The organism is Raineyella antarctica, from assembly GCF_900092135.1.
In the GTDB taxonomy this organism is placed as follows: Bacteria; Actinomycetota; Actinomycetes; order Propionibacteriales; family Propionibacteriaceae; genus Raineyella; species Raineyella antarctica.
In genome coordinates this window covers 93,524-112,701 of the sequence record NZ_FMYF01000006.1, presented here as the reverse complement: position 1 = coordinate 112,701, position 19,178 = coordinate 93,524, and the positions used below count along the sequence as shown (strand labels likewise).

At 70.3% G+C, this 19,178-nt stretch carries 16 protein-coding genes and 2 tRNA genes; 9 read left to right on the top strand and 9 right to left on the bottom strand.

The features are described 5' to 3' along the window. Positions 1-245: 245 nt before the first annotated feature. Positions 246-1,160: a ribokinase gene (locus GA0111570_RS10625; RefSeq protein WP_139283217.1), complete on the top strand. Its 915-nt coding sequence runs from the start codon at positions 246-248 to the stop codon at positions 1,158-1,160. A 96-nt stretch (positions 1,161-1,256) separates the two neighbouring features. Here GA0111570_RS10625 and GA0111570_RS10620 read toward each other — a convergent pair. Both GA0111570_RS10620 and orn read right to left on the bottom strand, forming a co-directional pair. Further along, positions 1,257-1,332 (bottom strand) — tRNA-His (locus tag GA0111570_RS10620). A gap of 125 nt (positions 1,333-1,457) precedes the next feature. Then, positions 1,458-2,144, bottom strand: coding sequence for an oligoribonuclease (orn, locus tag GA0111570_RS10615; RefSeq protein WP_092610521.1), 687 nt, complete (start codon positions 2,142-2,144; stop codon positions 1,458-1,460). Between the two features lie 141 nt (positions 2,145-2,285). Between orn and GA0111570_RS10610 the strand changes: the two genes are divergently transcribed. Together GA0111570_RS10610 and bfr are read left to right on the top strand one after the other, a co-directional pair. Further along, positions 2,286-2,492 carry a (2Fe-2S)-binding protein gene (locus GA0111570_RS10610; protein ID WP_092610518.1) on the top strand — a complete coding sequence of 69 codons (207 nt, stop codon included), beginning with the start codon at positions 2,286-2,288 and terminating at the stop codon, positions 2,490-2,492. Next, complete coding sequence (gene bfr / locus GA0111570_RS10605) at positions 2,479-2,967, top strand: bacterioferritin (RefSeq protein WP_092610515.1); 489 nt, start codon at positions 2,479-2,481, stop codon at positions 2,965-2,967. The genes GA0111570_RS10610 and bfr overlap by 14 nt, the downstream gene beginning before the upstream one ends. 52 nt (positions 2,968-3,019) lie before the next feature. Here the strand turns inward: bfr and GA0111570_RS10600 are convergent, their stop codons facing one another. Genes GA0111570_RS10600 through GA0111570_RS10590 form a run of 3 tightly spaced genes read right to left on the bottom strand, consistent with a single transcriptional unit; the run spans position 3,020 to position 5,863 of the window. Continuing rightward, a complete protein-coding gene (locus GA0111570_RS10600; RefSeq protein ID WP_092610513.1) occupies positions 3,020-3,364 on the bottom strand; it encodes a thioredoxin family protein in 345 nt (114 codons plus the stop codon). Positions 3,365-3,390: 26 nt separating this feature from the next. After that, positions 3,391-4,152, bottom strand: coding sequence for a response regulator (locus tag GA0111570_RS10595; protein ID WP_092610511.1), 762 nt, complete (start codon positions 4,150-4,152; stop codon positions 3,391-3,393). After that, entirely contained in the window at positions 4,145-5,863 is a 1,719-nt protein-coding gene (locus GA0111570_RS10590) for a sensor histidine kinase (protein ID WP_175557446.1), read from the bottom strand. Before GA0111570_RS10590 ends, GA0111570_RS10595 begins: the two co-directional genes overlap by 8 nt. Positions 5,864-6,091: 228 nt before the next feature. Here GA0111570_RS10590 and GA0111570_RS10585 point away from each other — a divergent pair, with 228 nt between their 5' ends. Further along, positions 6,092-7,474 carry a cation:dicarboxylate symporter family transporter gene (locus GA0111570_RS10585; RefSeq protein ID WP_245703136.1) on the top strand — a complete coding sequence of 461 codons (1,383 nt, stop codon included), beginning with the start codon at positions 6,092-6,094 and terminating at the stop codon, positions 7,472-7,474. A gap of 97 nt (positions 7,475-7,571) precedes the next feature. Here the strand turns inward: GA0111570_RS10585 and GA0111570_RS10580 are convergent, their stop codons facing one another. The 3 genes from GA0111570_RS10580 to GA0111570_RS10570 form a co-directional block, all read right to left on the bottom strand. Then, positions 7,572-8,183, bottom strand: a complete 612-nt coding sequence (locus GA0111570_RS10580) for a TetR/AcrR family transcriptional regulator (RefSeq protein ID WP_092610502.1) — start codon at positions 8,181-8,183, stop codon at positions 7,572-7,574. 3 nt (positions 8,184-8,186) lie between these two features. After that, positions 8,187-10,148 (bottom strand): MDR family MFS transporter, encoded by a 1,962-nt coding sequence (locus tag GA0111570_RS10575; protein WP_245703134.1) that lies wholly within the window; start codon positions 10,146-10,148, stop codon positions 8,187-8,189. Between the two features lie 222 nt (positions 10,149-10,370). Continuing rightward, positions 10,371-10,444: transfer RNA gene (locus GA0111570_RS10570), tRNA-Arg, on the bottom strand. A gap of 45 nt (positions 10,445-10,489) precedes the next feature. On the opposite strand from GA0111570_RS10570, the gene GA0111570_RS10565 reads away from it, so the two are divergent. The 5 genes from GA0111570_RS10565 to ettA all read left to right on the top strand — a co-directional run bounded on the left by GA0111570_RS10565 (position 10,490) and on the right by ettA (position 18,220). Further along, a complete protein-coding gene (locus GA0111570_RS10565) occupies positions 10,490-11,944 on the top strand; it encodes a PrsW family intramembrane metalloprotease (RefSeq protein WP_092610499.1) in 1,455 nt (484 codons plus the stop codon). A gap of 54 nt (positions 11,945-11,998) precedes the next feature. After that, positions 11,999-13,990, top strand: coding sequence for a GTPase family protein (locus GA0111570_RS10560; protein ID WP_425438623.1), 1,992 nt, complete (start codon positions 11,999-12,001; stop codon positions 13,988-13,990). After that, positions 13,990-15,639 carry a GTPase gene (locus tag GA0111570_RS10555; RefSeq protein WP_092610493.1) on the top strand — a complete coding sequence of 550 codons (1,650 nt, stop codon included), beginning with the start codon at positions 13,990-13,992 and terminating at the stop codon, positions 15,637-15,639. The genes GA0111570_RS10560 and GA0111570_RS10555 overlap by 1 nt, the downstream gene beginning before the upstream one ends. A gap of 200 nt (positions 15,640-15,839) precedes the next feature. After that, positions 15,840-16,406, top strand: coding sequence for a single-stranded DNA-binding protein (gene ssb, locus GA0111570_RS10550; protein WP_092610489.1), 567 nt, complete (start codon positions 15,840-15,842; stop codon positions 16,404-16,406). Positions 16,407-16,537: 131 nt separating this feature from the next. Further along, positions 16,538-18,220 (top strand): energy-dependent translational throttle protein EttA, encoded by a 1,683-nt coding sequence (ettA, locus tag GA0111570_RS10545; RefSeq protein WP_092610486.1) that lies wholly within the window; start codon positions 16,538-16,540, stop codon positions 18,218-18,220. Between the two features lie 111 nt (positions 18,221-18,331). Here the strand turns inward: ettA and GA0111570_RS10540 are convergent, their stop codons facing one another. Then, complete coding sequence (locus GA0111570_RS10540; protein ID WP_092610483.1) at positions 18,332-19,132, bottom strand: IclR family transcriptional regulator; 801 nt, start codon at positions 19,130-19,132, stop codon at positions 18,332-18,334. Between the last annotated feature and the right edge of the window lie 46 nt (positions 19,133-19,178).

Sequence of the window (19,178 nt, the reverse complement as noted above, 5' to 3'; positions counted from 1 at the left end):
GCCGGTCAGCCGGGAGACGGTGGCCGCCATGCGGCCGGCGCCGACGGCTGCGGCAAGGCGCAGACGGGAGGCCGGGGTGAGTCGTAGTGGGGTCCCCGGTCGGTCGAGAGTGGATGCCATGGGGCCCATTGTCCACCACCGGCGAGCATGGTCACCTCCACCGTGGTCTTCGCGTCTCCGGAACACTCGGCGCGGCCGAGGGGGAGCGGCGATAAACTCCGGCTCACATCGACCAAGGGGGCTACGTGGCAGTGCACACCGCGGGACGGGTGGACGTCATCGGTTCCATCGCCCTGGACACGCTGATGTCGGTGGAGCGCCTCCCCGAGGCGGGCGAGATCGTGGTCGCCTCCCATCCGATCACCAGCCTCGGCGGCAAGGGCGCCAACCAGGCGGTGGCCGTGGTCCGCAGCGGCGTCGATGCGCGGCTGATCGGCAGCATCGGGGACGACGTCGCCGGCGACCTGGTGATGGAGGAGCTCGCCGCCTTCGGAGTCGACACCGAGCTGATCTCGATCCACACCGAGGAGCGCACCGGCCACGGCTACACGTTCCTGGAGCCCGATGCGACGGTTCGTACGGTCGTGCTGCCGGGGGCCAACCTGCTGACCGACGTGGGCGCCGTGCTCGACGTCGCAGACCGGCTCCGGACCGCCAGCGTCCTCCTGCTGCAGGGCGAGGTCGGCAAGGACACCATCGAGGCGACCATCAGGATGGCGGCCGGGTGGCCCACCCGCCTGGTGTTCAACCCGGCACCGGTGGTGCACATCGACCCCGACCTCTACCGGCACCTGGACGTCCTCGTGGTCAACGAGGTCGAGGCCGCCGCGCTGTGCGGGGTCCCGGTCACCCATGACGTCGGAGACATCGAGGAGATCGCCGTACGGCTCGCCGAGCGTGGCCCCTCCGTCGTGGTCAGCATGGGCGCGGAGGGTGCCGTCGTGGTCCCCTCCCACCGTCCGGTCGAGTTGGTGCTGGCCGAGAACACCCAGGTCGTCGATCCTGCCGGCGCCGGCGACGCGTTCGTCGGGGTGCTGACCGCCGGGATCGCCAAGGGCCTGGGGGTGCAGGAGGCGACCGCCGCCGCCGTTCGCCAGGCGACCCGGACGGTGGCCCGGCGCGGGGCCGTACGGTCCTTCCCCACGTTCGACTTCCACTGAACCTGCGAGACTCCCAGCGAACCTGCGAGAGAACGACCAAGGCCCGAGCCCTGACCAAGGAATGTTTCCTTGCTCGGGGCTCGGGCCTCGACCTCCTGGGGTGAGTAACGGGACTTGAACCCGCGACATCCTGGACCACAACCAGGTGCTCTACCACCTGAGCTATACCCACCATGTTTCCCGCTCCGGACTACTACCCGGTTGGGCGAACCCGAGCAGTATAGCCAACTTCTGCTTCCGTACGCCAATCGGCGTCCTTGCGTGGATCGGGCAGGTTGTGCCGAGCTGTGGGGACGGTCAGTCGGCGTCGGGGACGGACGCGGCGCCGGCCTCCGGGATGCCCTCGGGAGCAGTCTCCGAGGTGGCGTCGGAGGAGCCGATCCCGGTCAGGGTGCCCTGGTGCTTGCGGGCGATCCGCTTCAGGCTGGCGGTGTCCGGGCCGGGCTGCTGCACGAAGACGGCCTCGCGGTAGTAGCGCAGCTCCTCGATCGACTCCTGGATGTCGGCCAGGGCGCGGTGGTTGCCGTTCTTGGCCGGCGACTGGTAGTACGCCCGGGGGAACCAGCGGCGCGACAGCTCCTTGATCGAGGAGACGTCGACGTTGCGGTAGTGGACGTAGCCCTCCAGCTCCGGCATGTCCTTGGCCAGGAAGGTGCGGTCGGTCCCGATCGTGTTGCCGGCCAGCGGCGCCTTGCGCGGCTCCTTGACGAACTGGCGGATGTAGTCCAGGACCTGCTGCTCGGCCTCGGCCATCGTCAGGCCCCGGTCCAGCTCGGCGAGCAGGCCGGACTTGGTGTGCATCTGCCGGACGAAGTCGCCCATGTGCTCCAGAGCTGCGGCCGACGGCTTGACCAGCACGTCCACGCCGTCACCGAGCACGTTGAGCTCGGCATCGGTCACGAGGGCGGCGACCTCGATCAGTTCGTCATGGACCAGGTCGAGGCCGGTCATCTCGCAGTCGATCCACACCAATTCATTCGTCACGCAGCGATCCTAGTCCGGATCGGCGGATCGGCCCGGAGGATGGCACAGGCCCTTGAGCGGAGACATCCGCCCTCGCACGCTTAGTTGAGGCTTACCTAAGTCCTGGTTCGCAGTCAACCAGGCCCACCCCCGGAGGATCCCGTGATCGTGTGTCAGTGCAACGTGGTCAGCGATCGCGACGTCCGTGCAGCCGTCGACGCCGGCGCCCGTACGGTCGCACAGGTCTGCCGCGGCACGAGGGCGGGCACCGATTGCGGCGGTTGTGTCTTTACCGTCCGCAGAGTGGTGTGCCAGCATGTGGAGGACATCCAGTCATCGCTCGTGGAGGTCGACAGTGAAGCCAGTTAGTCCTCGGGTCACCGAGCTGCTCAACAATGCGCTCACCCTCGAGCTCACCGTGATCAACGGCTACTTCCTGTCGGCCCGGATGCTCGACAACTGGGGACTGCCGCATCTGGGCAAGGCCTTCTACGACCTCTCCATCGGGGAGATGAACGACGCCGACGAGCTGATCCAGCGCATCCTGATGTTCGACGGGCACCCCAACGTCCAGAAGATGAACGCGATCCAGGTGGGCGAGACCCCCGAGGAGATGCTCCAGCTGGCCATCGACTCCGAGCTGGGCGCGATCGCCCAGTTCAACGGCGGGGCGCAGGAGTGCCACGACCTCGGTGACCACGCCACCGCCCTGTTCTTCGAGGAGATGGCCCGGGACGAGGAGTCGCACGCTGACTGGTTCGAGTCCCAGCTCGACGCGATCACCCGCCTGGGCGCCCAGAACTACCTGGCCCAGCACGTCGATCCGTCCTCGCGCCCGTCCTGACCGGGCCCCGTCCAGCACCCCGGGCGCGTATCCGTCCGCGCTCGGCGCGATCTCAGTCCGTGCTGGCCGACCCCGCCCCGAGGCCGGCCAGCGCCGTACGGACCGCACCGGGATCGGTCGGCCGCACCAACCGCGCCACCTCCTGCCCGTCCCGCAGGAAGACCAGCGTCGGCCAGAGCTTGACCCCGAAGGACCGGCCCAGCGGCCGGCCGCGGCCGTCCTCGACCATCACGTGGCGGACCTGTGGGAAGTCGGCGAGGGCCTCCTCGACCGGGCCCCGCGACGCCTGGCAGTAGCCGCACCAGTTGGTGCCGAAGTCCAGTACCACGGGTCCGTCGAGGGAATCGATGTCCTCGCGCGCCGGCTGCTGCTCGTCGTACCGCTGTTCCATCGCCATCTCGGCTCTCCTGTCTCGTACGACCACTATGCCCCGGGAGTGGCCGGCCCCGGGGGATCGATTCCCGTGGGTGTGCCGCTCGTACGGGTGCCGCTCCACCGGTACTCGTTCTCGGGCCGGCCGGGGGCGCCGTACCGGGCCGAGCGGTCCACCATCCCCACCCGGTACAGGTGCTCCAGGTACCGCCGCGCGGTCACCCGGGACGTCCCGACGGCGGCGCCCACCTCGCCGGCGCTGCGTGCGGCGTCGGAGGTCCGCAGGAGCTCGACGACCGCGTTCAGCGTGCCCTCGGTCAGGCCCTTGGGCAGGTCGGCCGGAGCGGCGGAACGGACCAGGGCGAAGGCCCGGTCGACGTCCCGCTGGCCCTCGATCCGGCCGGCGCCGGCGACCTCGAGTGACAGCTCCCGGAAGGCGCGCACCCGCTCGGCGAACTGCTGGTAGCCGAACGGCTTGACCAGGTACTGGACGACGCCCAGTGCGATGGACCGGCGGATCGTCTCCAGTTCGGTGTCGGCGGTCATCGCCAGGACGCCACCGGTGAAGCCCGCCGCCCGCAGTTGGCCCAGCACGTCCAGCCCGTGACCGTCGGGAAGGTTCATGTCGAGCAGCACCATGTCCACCCCGAACCCGTGGTGCCGGCGCATCCGGTCGGCCAGGAAGGCCAACGCGTCCCGAGCGGTCGGGGAGGAGTGCACGACCTCGAACCCGCCGGCCCGGGCGAGGTACTCCCGGTAGGTCTCGGCGGTCACCGGCTCGTCCTCCACGATCAGCACCTGGTGCTCACGCATGCGCGATCCCGTCATCCTCGTGGCTCCGGACGAGGGCCGCCCGGCGGTGGCCGGTCGGCACCTCCACCGTGAACACGGTGCCCGAGTCCCGGGCCACCTCCACGTCCCCGCCGAGCTGGCGGGCGGTCTGGCGCACCAGGGCCAGGCCCATGCCCCGCCCGGCCGGGCCCGCGGGCTTGGTCGACCAGCCCAGGTCGAAGATCCGGTCCGCGTCGGCCGCGGACGGGCCGTCTCCGCCGTCGGTCACCTCGAGGACCAGCCAGTCCTCCTCCAGCCGTGCCTGCGCGTCGACCCAGCGGTCGGTCGGGTCCAGGTCGGGGTCGGCCGCCGCATCGATGGCGTTGTCCAGCAGGTTCCCCAGCAGCGTGACCAAGTCACGGCCGGAGATCCCGGTGGGGGAGTCGATCTCGTTGCGGTAGTCCATCCGGACCCCGCGTTCCCGGGCCTGCGCCGACTTCGCGACCAGCAGCGCGCTCACGGCCGGCTCGGCATCGTCGTCCGGCAGGGTGCCCGAGGGGGTACCCACGGTCTCCAGGCCCTGGGACAGCAGTTCCCGGGCCCGGTCGGCGCGCCCCAGCTCGAGCAGCGACAGGACGGTGTGCAGCCGGTTGGCGTGCTCGTGGGTCTGGGAGCGCAGGGCCTCGGTCAGTGAACGGGTCGACTCCAGCTCCCGGTTCATGTGCTGCACGTCCGTACGGTCGTAGAGGGTGACCACGGACCCGTTGTCGGCATCGGGCAGGCCCGGGCGACGCCAGGGCAACAGGCCCGAGCGGGGGGCGGTTCGGGTCCGGTGCTGGTTGACCACGAGGATGCGATCGCCGGCGCTGAACAGCTCGTCGCGGGCCTCCCGGCGCGAGGCCAGCAGCTCGGCCAGGGGTAGCGGCAGGTGCAGGTCGTCCACGTGCGGGGCCGCGGCCCCCTTGCCCGGGGGCGAGGTGGATGCCGAGGGGGTGGGCAGGCCGAGCAGCTCGGCGGCGCGGTCGTTGTACAGGCCCAGCCTGCCTCCGGGTCCCAGCAGGACGATCCCGACATTGACGTTGTGCAGGGCGGTGTCCAGGAAGGTGAAGTTCTGGGCGAGCTGCTCGGGCCCCAGGCCGAAGGTGACCCGGTCCAGGTACCGCTTCAGCGCCCAGCTGGCGAGGGCACCCGCGATTCCGACCAGAGCGGCCAGGGCCAGCAGCGTGGGGATCTGGGCGCGGACCGCGATGTCGAGTTGGGAGACCCGCTGCCCGACGGACACCACTCCGATCACCTGCCCCGCACCGGTGTCCCCGGGCGTCGCGGCGCGGATGGGGACCACGGCCCGTACCGAGGGGCCGGCCGTGCCGGTGGTGGAGGTCTCGACGAACTCGGTGCCGGCCACGGCCGGCGCGATCCGGCCGGGGTAGTGCGTGCCCACCCAGTTCGGCAGCCAGTGGGACAGCCGGGTTCCGTCCAGGTCCATGAAGGTCACCCAGCTGACCTCCGCCTGCTGGGCGGCGGCCACCGCCAGCGGTTGCAGGACCTGGGAGGGATCGGCCGTCGCGTACGCCTGGCGCACCTCCTGCTCCTGGGCGAGCAGGCGAGCGGTGGCCAGGACGTGGTCGCCCTCCACCCGGTACACCGTCTCCCGGGTGTGGATGTAGCTGAGGGCGCTGGCCAGGACCGTCAACACGAGCAGCCCGAGCATCTGCCCGACCGCGAGGCGGCGCGCCAGGCTCCACCCGTGCATGGCGCCTCCCGTCTGCGGCCACCTGGCCGCGTCGTCGTATGTTCCGCCCGTCCCTGGGCAGGCCGCCCCTGACGGGGCCATTGTGACGTACCTCATGAACTTTATGAACGCAATAGTGACCGGCGCCACACCCTGGCGGACGATCGACATACCCCACCTCGGCTGCGGTGACCTGCCCGGCCGGGACAGTCCCATCCTCCACGACAAGGACGTCGCATGCTGTCTCCCGTGACTGCCGCCCCCCGGGCGGCGAAGCCCGAATACCCCAAGTCCAAGGACCGCAGCCACTGGCTGTACATCTCCGTCATCGCTGCCGTGGTGCTCGGCGCCGCGGTCGGCCTGCTGTTCCCTGAGGTCGGCAAGTCCTTCAAGCCGCTGGGTGACGCGTTCGTTGCGCTGATCAAGATGATGATCGCCCCGGTCATCTTCTGCACCATCGTGCTGGGGATCGGCTCGATCGCCAAGGCCGCCACCGTCGGCAAGGTCGGTGGGCTGGCCCTGGGCTACTTCCTGGTCATGTCCACCTTCGCGCTGGGCCTGGGTCTGGTCGTCGGCAACCTGGTGCACCCCGGTGAGGGCCTGCACCTGACCGCGTACGACCCGTCCAAGAAGGCGGCCGGCAACGGGACGGTGGACTTCATCATGCACATCATCCCGGGCTCGATCCCGGTGCTGCCCGTCCTCTTCGTCGCCCTGCTGGTCGGCTTCGCGCTGCAGAAGATGGGCCCGGCGGCCAAGCCCCTGCTGGACGGGCTCGCCCTGGTCCAGGGCGTGGTCTTCCGCGTCCTGATGATGATCATGTGGGTCGCCCCGATCGGTGCCTTCGGCGCCATCGCCGCGGTGGTGGGGGCCACCGGCTGGTCCGCCATCGGTGCCATGGCGCTGCTGATGGGCGCCTTCTACCTCACCTGCATCCTGTTCATCGTGGTCGTCCTCGGCACGCTGCTGAAGGCGTTCACCGGGGTGAGCATCTTCAAGCTGATGAAGTACCTGGCCCGGGAGTACCTGCTCATCTTCGCCACCTCCTCCTCCGAGTCGGCCCTGCCCCGCCTGATCGCCAAGATGGAGCACGTCGGTGTCTCCAAGCCCGTGGTCGGCGTGACCGTGCCGACCGGCTACTCCTTCAACCTGGACGGCACGGCCATCTACCTGACCATGGCGGCACTGTTCGTCTCCAACGCCATGGGCATGGAGATGTCGCTGGGTCAGCAGATCGGCCTGCTGGTGTTCATGATCATCGCCTCCAAGGGGGCCGCCGGCGTCACCGGCGCGGGACTGGCGACCCTGGCCGCCGGCCTGCAGTCGCACCAGCCGGCCCTGCTCGGCGGGATGGGTGTCATCGTGGGCATCGACAAGTTCATGTCTGAGGCACGCGCCCTGACCAACTTCACCGGCAACGCCGTGGCCACGGTCCTGGTCGGCAACTGGGTCGGTGAGTTCGACCGGAAGCAGGCCCGCGAGGTGCTGGACGGTCGGCTCCCGTTCGACGAGAACTCGGTCGTCGAGCACGGCACCGTCCGCGGCGCCGAGATCGACCAGCAGGGTGTTGACCAGCACGGAGACGCCACGTACGTCGATGACCAGAAGGTCAGCGTCGCGGCCCGGGTGTAGTCGCCGGACGAGCACAACGGCACCATGGTGGGAGTTACCTCCCCGCCATGGTGCCGTTCTGTTTGGGTGGCGTTGGCCTTGTGGTGCTTGTTGCCCGCTACGGACGCCCGTTCGCAGGGGTCCCGAGCCCGGCGGCGGCGACGGCTGCGAGCTCGGCGACCGCCTCCCGCAGTCGCAGCGGCAGGGCCTGTTCCTCGTCGGTGTACGCGAAGGGCAGGGCCGCGAACACGAGCGAGACGACCATGGCCCCTTCCCGTGCGCCGGTGCGCTGGGTGACCAGGTCACGCAGCGCACAGCGCAGGGAGCGCATCAGTGAGGACATCTCGTAGACGAGCTCGGGGTCCTCGGCCAGCGCCTGCTTGATCTTCGTACGGTCCTCGTGCGCCAGTTCGGAGCGACCGGCCAGGTCGGCGACCAGGGTGCACAGGTCCTCCAGGACGGATCCGGTGCCCTGGAGGAACCTCTTCTTCTGCTCCTCGGTGATCTCCAGGTCGCCGGCACCGAGGATGGCTGCGCTCTTCGACGCGTAGTAGTTGAAGAAGGTCCGCGACGAGATGTCCGCCCCGTCGCAGATCTCCTTGACCGTGACGTTCGAGGCGCCGCGCGCCAGAGCGGTGGTCAGGGCGACCTGGTGGATCCGCCGAGCCGTCAGGCGCTTCTTGCGCTCGCGGAGGCCCGGTGATTCCGGGTCGAGTTCGATGCGGGCCATGGCCTACGCGTCCGCTCCGGACGCGGCCGTCCTGGCCGCAGCCCGGTTGGCCTGTTCCTGCAGGGCGGAGTGCTGGCGCAGCTCCGGGACCCGGAAGAACCAGCTCAGGACGAAGGCGAGCAGCAGGACGCCCATGCCCACCCAGTAGATGCGGATGGCGGCAGCGGTGAAGCCGAGCAGGAACGGGCGGGCCAGGCGCGGGTCGGCGCCCTTGAGGAACGATGTGTCGGAGGTACTGGAGTCGGCCGAGGACCCGGCGGTCGAGCTGTTGCTGGCGAGTTGGTCGGAGATCGTCGGCACGACCCGGTCGACGACTGCCTGCCGCTCAGCGGGGTCGGTGTAGTCGATCACGAGGCGTCCGTCCACCACACTGGCCCCGGACTTGGCCGCGACCTGCTGGAGGATCAGTTCTCGGGTCCGTGCGTCGGGGGCGGTGGCGGTGGCCTGCGCCGCGACCTGGTCGAGCTGGGTCTGCACGTTCACCTTGATCGGTGCGACCATCGGCGTCCAGATCTTGTTCATCACGCCGGCGTTCTCGGGGGCCTGGGCGATCGCGGGGGTCAGGGCCGCGTCGAGGGAGTCGGTCAGCACGGCCCGGTCCTCCATGGAGGACCGGATGTTGGCCGGCATCGAGGCGAAGAGCACCGACAGGAGGATCGCGGTGCCGAGCGTGCCGCCGATCTGCCGGAAGAACGTCGCCGAGGACGTCGCCACGCCCATGTCGGTCGGGGCGACCGAGTTCTGGCTGGCCAGGACCAGGCTCTGCATCAGCTGGCCGAGGCCCAGGCCGATCAGCACCATGGCCCCCGCGATGAACGGGTAGGAGCTGTCGGCGGTGAGGAAGGTGAGGTAGAAGAACCCGGCGGCCACCAGTGCCGTACCCACGACAGGGAACAGTCGGTACTTGCCGGTCCGTGAGATCAGCTGCCCGGAGACGATCGAGGCGACCATCAGGCCACCGATCATCGGGAGGGTGGCGAAGCCGGACTGCGTCGGAGACATCCCCATCACGATCTGCAGGTAGAGCGGCAGGGTCATCATGGCGCCGAACATGCCGAAGCCGACCAGCGCGCCCAGGACCGTGGCCATCGAGAACACCCGGGAGTGGAAGAGCCGCAGCGGGATGATCGCGTCCCGGCCCATCGCCGTCTCGATCACGAGGAAGGCGACCAGGCCCACCACGCCGAGCACGTAGCAGATGATCGATGTCACCGACGTCCAGCCCCACACGCGTCCCTGCTCGGCGACCAGTAGGAGGGGAACCAGCGTGAGGACGACCGCGGAGGCGCCCCACCAGTCGACCCGCACCCGGTGGTGCTCGAACCGCGGCAGGTGCAGGAAGGTGAGCACCATCGCCAGGGCCGCGGCGCCGATCGGCACGTTGACCAGGAAGACCCAGCGCCAGCCGGCGATCCAGGCGATCGTGCTGGCACCGGCGAACATGCCGCCGACCAGTGGGCCGATCACGGCGGAGACGCCGAAGACGGCCAGGAAGTACCCCTGGTACTTCGCCCGCTCGCGGGGGGCCAGCATGTCACCCATGATCGCCAGCGGCAGCGACATCAGGCCGCCGGCGCCGATGCCCTGGAAGGCACGGAACGCGGCGAGCATGTACATCGAGGTGGAGAACGAGGAGAGCAGGGAGCCCAGGACGAAGACGCTGATGGCGAAGACGTAGAGCGGGCGGCGCCCGAAGATGTCGGACAGCTTGCCGTAGATCGGCGTCGCGATCGTCGAGGTGATCAGGTAAGCCGTGGTCACCCAGGCCTGCTTGTCCAGACCGTGCAGGTCGTCACCGATCGTACGGATCGCGGTGCCGACGATGGTCTGGTCCAGCGAGGACAGGAACATGCCGGCCATCAGCGCGTAGATGACGAGCATGATCTGCTTGTGGGACATCACCGCGCCGACCGTCCCGGCTGCACTCGTGGGTGGGGCGGACTTGGACTCGATCGTGGCTGACACGAAGTCTCCTTGGTGCTTGCGGGGATGCTGGGTAGGGCGCTGCGGACCGCGTGACACGCGGTGCAAAGATGCAGCCGATGTAGTTTTGTACATCGTGCATGTTTTCGCAACATCCGTCTCAGCTGGGGCCCAGTGGGTCGGGGAAGCGAGACTCGACGCGTCACGAGAGATGAAGCGGCGCCATGGTGGGGGAGTGAGACCCCCGGCCATGGCGCCGTGTTGCGCCCCCAGAGGGACTCGAACCCCCGACCGGCAGATTAGAAGGCTGCTGCTCTATCCAGCTGAGCTATGGAGGCAACGGGCCGATTGTACGGTGTTGTTCGCTGGGTACCCTAGGCCACATGCTCTCCGATCCGCTGACGCCGGCAGTGGCGGACCCCTCCGGCACCGGCCCGGACCGCGAAGTGGTGCGGGCGCGTCGCCGCAACGGGCTGTCGGTCCCGGTGGATCCCTCGATGCCGTTGCCGCGGCGGGTGCTGCGCGACTGGCGTACGTGGGTCTCGCTGGGGCTCGTCGTGCTGTTCGTCGGTGCTTTCCTGGCCAACTGGATCCTCTTCGTCCCCGAGCACACGATGCCGAGTGGCACGATCCAGGGACTGGGGACCGACGTCCTGCCCGGCGCGGCCCGGCTGGCAGCCTTCACCGGGGTGCCGCTGACCATCCTGTTCATCCTGGCCGACCGGGTGCGCCCGCAGAGCCTGTGGCTGTGGCTGGTGGCCCTGGTCTGGGGCGGGTTGGTCGCCACCGGCATCTCCGCACCGCTCAACACCTGGGCCGCCGCCCACCTGTCGGTGATCGGGAACGGTGACCCGGCGACGAGCATGCGCGGGGCGGTCTTCATCGCCCCGTTCGTGGAGGAGGCCGCCAAGGCCACGGTCCTGTTCGGCATCGCCATCCTGATGCGCAACCGGGTGACCACCTGGCTGTCGTCGATCAGCCTGGCCGGACTGGCCGGGACCGGCTTCGCCTTCGTGGAGAACATCATCTACTACGGGCGAGTCTTCCGGTACGTCTCCTCGACCACCGGCACCGGCGATGCGCAGCAGGCGATGAACCAGCTCGCGCTGATGCGCGGCGGCATGACCTTCTTCGCCCACCCGCTGTTCACGATGATGACCGGCATCGGCCTGGCCGTCGCGCTGCGGGCCCGCAGCAAGCGGGTCCGCGTGCTGGCACCCCTCACCGGGTTCCTGGTCGCGGCGCTGCTCCACATGGTCTTCAACTTCACCGCCTCCTCCGGCGGCCAGGTCGGGCTGATGCTGTGGTTCGTCGCCCTCTCGGTGGTCGCCGCCATGGTCGGCCTGGCGATCAACCAGGTCCGCCGCGAGCGGGCTCTCGTCCACGCCCGGGTCACCGATTTCGCCCGCCTCGGCTGGCTGCACCCGGACGACGCCGACGCGTTCAGTCGGGCCCGGATCCGCTCCCGGGCGCTGTGGGAGGCCTTCTGGGCGGGACCGTCGACCTACCTGGCGACCGTACGGATCCAGCATTCCGCGACCGAGCTCGCCTACCTGCGTGACGCGATCCACCGCGGGCTGGTCGACGCGACCGGCGAGGCGCGGGAGGCAGAGGTGCTGCGGCGGATCGAGCAGCTGCGCGCCGTGGCCGTGGTCGTGCCACAGGGGGCGGTCGAGTACCCCTGGCAGCGCTGGCGCCGGACACTGCGCCAGCGGCGCGAGGAAGGGCTCCCGGCCTGGGGTGGTTTGCTGCGCGGTCCGACGCCGCACGGGCCGCTAGGATCATCGAGCACGGAGTACTCGCCGGTGGATCCGCGTTGGGGACCGCCCAAGCAGTAGGGAGCCCCTATGTCGGCACGCCTCGCCTCGTCGCTCGAAGGACTTCGGGCGGCCGTGTCCGACGTACACCTGCCGCTACCTCTCGTCGGTGCCGACCATGCCCGCCGCGACGCCCGCGCCGTGGCCGACCAGCTCGACGACTACGTCCTGCCCCGGCTGAGGCGACTGGACGCGCCCCTGCTCGTCGTGGTCGGGGGCTCCACCGGTGCGGGCAAGTCCACCCTGGTCAACTCGCTGGTCGGGCGCCGGGTGAGCGCGCCCGGCGTGATCCGGCCGACCACCCGCAGCCCGGTGCTGGTGCACCACCCCGACGATGCACCGTGGTTCAGCGGCCAGCGGATCCTGCCCGGGATGGCCCGCAGCACGGGCCATGGCCACGACACGCACGCGCTCGAACTCGTGGCCGAACCCACGTTGCCGCCCGGGCTGGCGATCCTGGACGCCCCGGACATCGACTCGGTGGTCGACGAGAACCGGGCCCTGGCCACCCAACTCCTCGCTGCTGCCGACCTGTGGCTCTTCGTCACCTCGGCCGCCCGCTACGCCGATGCGGTGCCCTGGGACTTCCTCACCCAGGCCGCACAGCGCCACGTCGTGGTCGCCGTGGTCCTCGACCGGGTGCCCCCGGCCGGGATGCGTGACATCCCCGGCCACCTCGGCCAGATGATGGCCCACCGGGGGCTGGGTAGCTCCCCGCTGTTCGCCGTACCCGAGACCACCGTCGATGCCGACGGCCTGTTGCCCAACGCCGCTGTCTCGCCGATCCGCGGCTGGCTGGCCGGGCTGGTGGCGAACGACCGGTCCCGCCAGGACGTCGTACGGGCCACCCTCGCGGGTGCGATCGAGAACACCGCCCGCCTCGCCCCATCCGTCGCCGAGGCAGTCGAGGACCAGACCCGGACCGTCACCCGGCTGCGCGACGACGCGAACGCCGCCTTCAGGGAGGCGACCCGGGCGGTCACCGTCCAGACCGCCGACGGGTCGCTGCTGCGCGGCGAGGTGCTGGCCCGCTGGCACGAGTTCGTCGGCACCGGCGAGTTCATGCGGGCCGTGGATGACCGGATCAGCTGGTTCCGCGACCGGCTGGTCTCCGCCTTCAAGGGGCAGCCGCCCGAGGCGATGGAGATGGGGGCCGCGGTCGAGTCCGGCCTGGAGTCGCTCGTGATCGAGCAGGGCCGTGCCGCGGCCGAGCGCGCCGAGGCGGCCTGGCGGTCGAACCCGGCCGGCCGCCACGTCCTGCAGGGCGCCCAGGTGGACCTGTCCACCACCTCTCCGGACTTCGACGAGCAGGTCTCGCGGATGATCCGGGAGTGGCAGAAGGAGATCTTCCGGATGGTCAGCGAGGAGGGTGGCAAGCGGCGGTCCGCCGCCCGCTACCTCGCGCTCGGCGTGAACGGCGTGGGCGCCGCCCTGATGGTGCTCATCTTCGCCCAGACCGGCGGCCTGACCGGCGCGGAGGTCGGCGTGGCCGGTGGCTCGGCCGCGCTGGCCCAGAAGCTGCTGGAGGCCGTGTTCGGCGACGAGAACGTTCGCCGGATGGCCAAGAAGGCCAAGGAGGACCTCGACGAGCGGGTCGAGGTCCTGATGTCCTCCGAGCTGCTGCGCTACCACCAGGTGCTGGTCGCCCTGCAGGTGCGGCCCCAGCAGGCCGAGGAGATCCGAGCAGCGGCCCGTACGGTCAGCGACGCCCTGGCCGATGGCCTGGAGGTCGACCCGTACGTGGGGATCGGCGGGGAAACCCCCGCCCTGGGCCCGGCAGACCGAGCCGTTAAGGGCGGCGAGCGGCCGGCCATCGGCGGCACCCCGTACGCCATCACCAGCGGCATCGGCGGGGAGTCCGCCGAGCTGGCCGGGATCGATCCCGGGATCGAGCGCCGCCCCGTCGAGCAGCCGCAGTCCGGGGCCCGGGCGCAGCCGCGGTCGGCCCCCGAGGGTGGTTTCCTGAAGCCGGCGGCCGACCGGCACAGAGACCGCCCCGCAGCCCGACCCGAGACGGGCGACGTCGTCGATGCCGACGTGATCGACCATCCCCAGCAGGAGCACTGATGCGCCGACAGTCCAGGACAGGCCTCGCCGAGCGCCTGCGCGCCCTCTCCGCCGCGGAGCAGGCGGCCGCGGGGCGGGTCGACCCGGCCCTGGTCGAGGAGGCCCAGCGGGTGGTGCGCCGTGCCGGGCAACGGCTGCGGTTCTCCGGCGAGGTGACCGTGGCGGCGCTGGCGGGGGCCACCGGGTCGGGGAAGTCCTCGTTGTTCAATGCCCTGGCCGGTGTCGATGTCGCCGCGCCGGGCATCCGGCGTCCCACGACGTCGCAGCCGTCAGCGGTGACCTGGGGACCCGAGCCCACCGAGGAGCTGCTGGACTGGCTGCAGGTGACGCGCCGCCACCACCTGGCCGCGGACGGCGACGCCCAGGCCCTGCGCGGCACGGTGCTGCTGGACCTGCCGGACCACGACTCGGTCGAGGTGGCCCACCGGATGGAGGTCGACCGGCTGGTCCAGCTGGTCGACATGCTGATCTGGGTCGTCGACCCGCAGAAGTACGCCGATGCGGCCCTGCACAGCAACTACCTGGTCCCGCTGCGGGAGTACGCCCCGGTGATGATGGTCGTGCTCAACCAGATCGACCGGCTGACCGACGACGAGCGACGCCGGACGCTGGCGGACCTGCGGGCCCTGCTGGACCGCGAGGGCCTGCAGCCGGTCGTGATCCACGCCGCTTCGGCCCGTACGGGTGAGGGCGTCCCCGAACTGCGGGCACTGCTGGCCCGCCGGGTCAGCGACAAGAAGACGGTGGCCGAACGTACGCGCCTGGACGTGCAGGGCATCGCCACCCGGCTGCGGGAGGCCTGCGGCACGGCGACCGCCCCGAAGGTGGGCCGGGCCTCGATCGACGAGCTCGACCGGGCCTGCGCCCGTGCCGCAGGGGTTCCCGCCGTCACCGAGGCGGTCGGCCAGTCCTGGCGCCGCCGCGGTCGGCTCGCGACGGGCTGGCCGCTGGTCTCCTGGATCGCCTCGCTGCGGCCCGACCCGCTGCGCCGGCTGCACCTTGACCTCGCTCCGCGCCGCCGCACCCGACGCGAGATCGAATCGGGCATCGACACCCGGCACGCCCCGACCGAGCTGGCGACCAGCTCGCTGCGGTCGATGCGAGCGATCCCGGCCGCCCAGGTCGACTCGGCACTGCGGGCCCTCGCGGACGAGGCCTCGAGCGGACTCACCCCGGGCTGGACCGAGGCCGTCCGGAACGCGGCGCGTTCCCGTACGGCCGACCTGGCGGACGAGCTGGACCGGGCGATCGGCTCCACCAACCTGCAGATGCACCGCAACCGCCGCTGGTGGAGCGTCGTCCGGGTGGTCCAGTGGGTCCTGATCGCGACGGTGGTGGCCGGGCTGGGCTGGCTGGCGGTCGACTTCGCGCTGCTCTACCTGCAGATGCCACCGCTGCCGCGGATCCTCTGGTTCGGGATCCCGGTGCCGACGGTCCTGGTCGCCGGGGGAGCGCTCGGCGGGCTGGTCCTCGGCGGTCTGAGCCGGATCGGCGTCGAGGTCGGTGCACGCCGCAAGGTGGTCACGGCGCGCCGGGCGCTGCTGGGCAAGATCGACACCGTCACTCGAGAACTGGTCATCACCCCGGTCACCGAGGAGCTGGAGCGCTACGAGGACGCCCAGCAGAACCTGCGGGTCGCCGCGGAGTGACCCCGGCGCAGGGTGGGCCGGGCGAGGACGGTGGGTCGCTGCGCCGACAGATCCCGCCGTCCGCCCGACGCGGGTAACCCTGCGTCCACAGGCGCGCAGGCCTGTCCGGTCACCGTCCACAGGTGCCGGGCGCGGCGCCGCTCGCGGTGCCTGCCGACCCATCCTCCGGGGGAGAGCGATCCCTACCTCTGAGGAGCACCATGGACACGATCATCACCCTCACCGGCAACCTCGGCGCCGACCCCCGGATCCGGACGGTCGGTCCCGCGCAGATCCCCGTCACCGAGTTCAACATCGCGCATACGCCGCGACTGCGCCAGGGCGAGGACTGGAAGGACGGCGTCACCACCTGGTACCGGGTCACCTGCTGGCGCCGGTTGGCCGAGAACGTGGTCGGCTCGCTCCGCCGGGGCGACAGCATCATCGTCACCGGCCGGCTGCGCCCCACCGAATGGATCGACAAGCAGGGCGTGGTCCAGCGCAGCGACGAGGTCGATGCGATCACCGTCGGCCCCGACCTGTCCCGCTCCCGGGCCTACGTGATGCGCAACCGCAACGGCGCCCGCCCGGACGAGCGGCTGGCCGAGGGCGAGGAGCGGGCCGGCGAGGAGACCGAGCCGGGCGCCGAGGAGTTCGCCGACCTCGAGCGCATCGAGGGTCGCGAGGACGAGGGCCTTGGGGAGCGCGAGGGCCTCGAGGAGCAGGAACTCGGGGTCGAGGAGATGGGGCCGGGCGACGCGGAGGCGTACGAGCGCGCCGTGGCCTGAACGGGACGGGTGCGGCGCGAGGATTGGGGGGACCACGCCCTCGCTGGCATACTGGCGACGGCGTGCCCTCGTGCCGCACCCTGACCTCCCGGACTCGTCCGGGCCCGTACGTGAGAAAGCTGGAGTGATTCGTGGCTGAGTTCATCTGCACGATGCACAACGTCCGCAAGAAGCTGGGTGACAAGCTCGTCCTCGACAACGTCACCATGTCGTTCTACCCCGACGCCAAGATCGGTGTGGTCGGCCCCAACGGTGCCGGCAAGTCGACGATGCTCAAGCTGATGGCCGGCATGATCCAGCCCGACAACGGCGACGTCGTCATTGCCAAGGACGCCACCGTCGGCATCCTGCTGCAGGAGCCGCCGCTGACCGAGGGCAAGACCGTCCTGGAGAATATCGAGGAGGGCGTTGCCGAGATCAAGGGCAAGCTCGACCGGTTCAACCAGATCGGCATGGAGATGGCTGACCCGGACGCCGATTTCGACGCCCTGATGTCCGAGATGGGCGAGCTGCAGACCGACCTCGATGCCGCCAATGCCTGGGACCTCGACTCCCAGCTTGAGATGGCCATGGACGCCCTGCGCTGCCCCCCGGGTGACGCGATCGTCGACGTGCTCTCCGGTGGTGAGCGCCGCCGCGTGGCGCTGTGCAAGCTGCTGCTCGAGCAGCCTGACCTGCTGCTCCTCGATGAGCCCACCAACCACCTGGACGCCGAGTCGGTGGCCTGGCTGGAGACGCACCTGAAGGCCTACCCGGGTGCCGTTCTCGCCGTCACCCACGACCGGTACTTCCTGGACAACGTCGCCAGCTGGATCTGCGAGGTCGACCGTGGCCAGCTGCACCCCTACGAGGGCAACTACACCACCTACCTCGAGACCAAGCGCAAGCGCCTGACCGTCGAGGGCCAGAAGGACGCCAAGCGCGCCAAGATGCTGGACAAGGAGCTCGACTGGGTCCGCTCCAGCCCCAAGGCCCGCCAGGCCAAGAACAAGGCTCGTCTGGCGCGGTACGAGGAGCTGGCCGCCGAGGCCGAGCGCAACCGCAAGATCGACACTTCCGAGATCAACATCCCGCCGGGCCCGCGGCTGGGCAACGACGTGCTCCAGGCCGAGGGCGTGCACAAGTCCTTCGGCGACCGCGAGCTCTTCGACGGCCTCGGCTTCGAGCTGCCGCGCGCCGGCATCGTCGGCGTCATCGGCCCCAACGGCGTCGGCAAGTCGACGCTGTTCAAGATGATCGTCGGCCAGGAGACCCCGGATGAGGGCACCCTCGAACTCGGCAAGACGGTCTCCTACTCGTACGTCGACCAGAGCCGCGCGGGCCTCGATGCGAGCAAGAACGTCTGGGAGGTCGTCTCGGACGGCCTGGACTTCATCAAGGTCGCCAACTTCGAGATGCCCTCGCGGGCGTACGTCGCCTCGTTCGGGTTCAAGGGCCCGGACCAGCAGAAGAAGACGGGGATGCTCTCCGGTGGTGAGCGCAACCGGTTGAACCTCGCGCTGACATTGAAGATGGGCGGCAACCTGTTGCTGCTCGACGAGCCGACCAACGACCTGGACGTCGAGACCCTGCAGTCCCTGGAGGACGCGCTGCTCGAGTTCCCCGGCTGCGCCGTCGTGATCTCCCACGACCGCTGGTTCCTGGACCGTGTGGCCACGCACATCCTGGCCTGGGAGGGGACCGAGGAGGACCCGGCCCAGTGGTTCTGGTTCCAGGGCAACTTCGAGGACTACGAGAAGAACAAGGTCGAGCGCCTGGGCGTCGAGGCCTCGCGTCCGCACCGGACCACGCATCGCCGCCTGACCCGCGACTGACACCAGCCGTGGAGCACCGAGGCCCCGCACCCTTCCGGGTGCGGGGCCTCGCGGCGTTCGTGGGGGTTCAGCTCGTGCTGGCTCAGTTCGTGTCGGCTCTATTCGTGGTGGTCAGGCCGACTTGACCTGGGCCGCGCGCTGGCGGCGGGCCCGCATCTGGGCGGCGTAGACCTTGGAGGCCTCGAACGAGATCTGGCGCAGCGGGGTGGCCCAGCGGCGAGGGTCGAACTTGCCGACCGGACCGGAGATGCTGAGCGCCGCCACCGGGGTATGGGTGGGCGACATCACCGGGGCGGCCACACAGTTCAGCCCGCGGCGCACCTCCTCGAAGTCGAAGGCGATGCCCTGCTCCTTGACCCGGGCCAGCTGGCGCCGCAGCTTGTCGGGATCGGTGATCGTGTGCGGGGTGACCGGCACGAGCTCACCGCTGCAGACCTGGTCGATCAGGACCGGGTCGTACGCGAGCATCGCCTTGCCGATGCCCGTGCAGTACGCCGGGACCCGACCGCCGATCCGCGAGGGGGAGGGCACCCGGTGGAAGCCGTGCAGCTTGTTCAGGTAGACCACGTCGGGCCCCTGCAGGACCGCGAGGTGCACCGTCTGGCGGGACTGCTCGTACAGGATCGACAGGAACGGTGTCAGGACGTCGCGGAGCATGTCGATGTCCGGAGCAGACTCGGGCGAGGGCAGGTCGTGGATCATCGGGCCCAGCCGGTAGTTGCTGCCGGCGCGCTCGACGGCCCCGTTGCGCTCCAGGATGCCGAGCAGGCGGAAGGCAGTGGACTTGCTCAACTCCGTACGGCGGGCGAGCTCGCTGACCCCCACCCCGGTACCGGCCTCGTCCCCGAAGGCTCGCAGGAGTGCCAAAGCCTTGTCGACCGCTGTCCGACTGTCTCGCTGGCCCGTCGTCATCCGTTCACCTCCGGCACTGCACCGTCGCTGGTGCGTTCTACTGGAA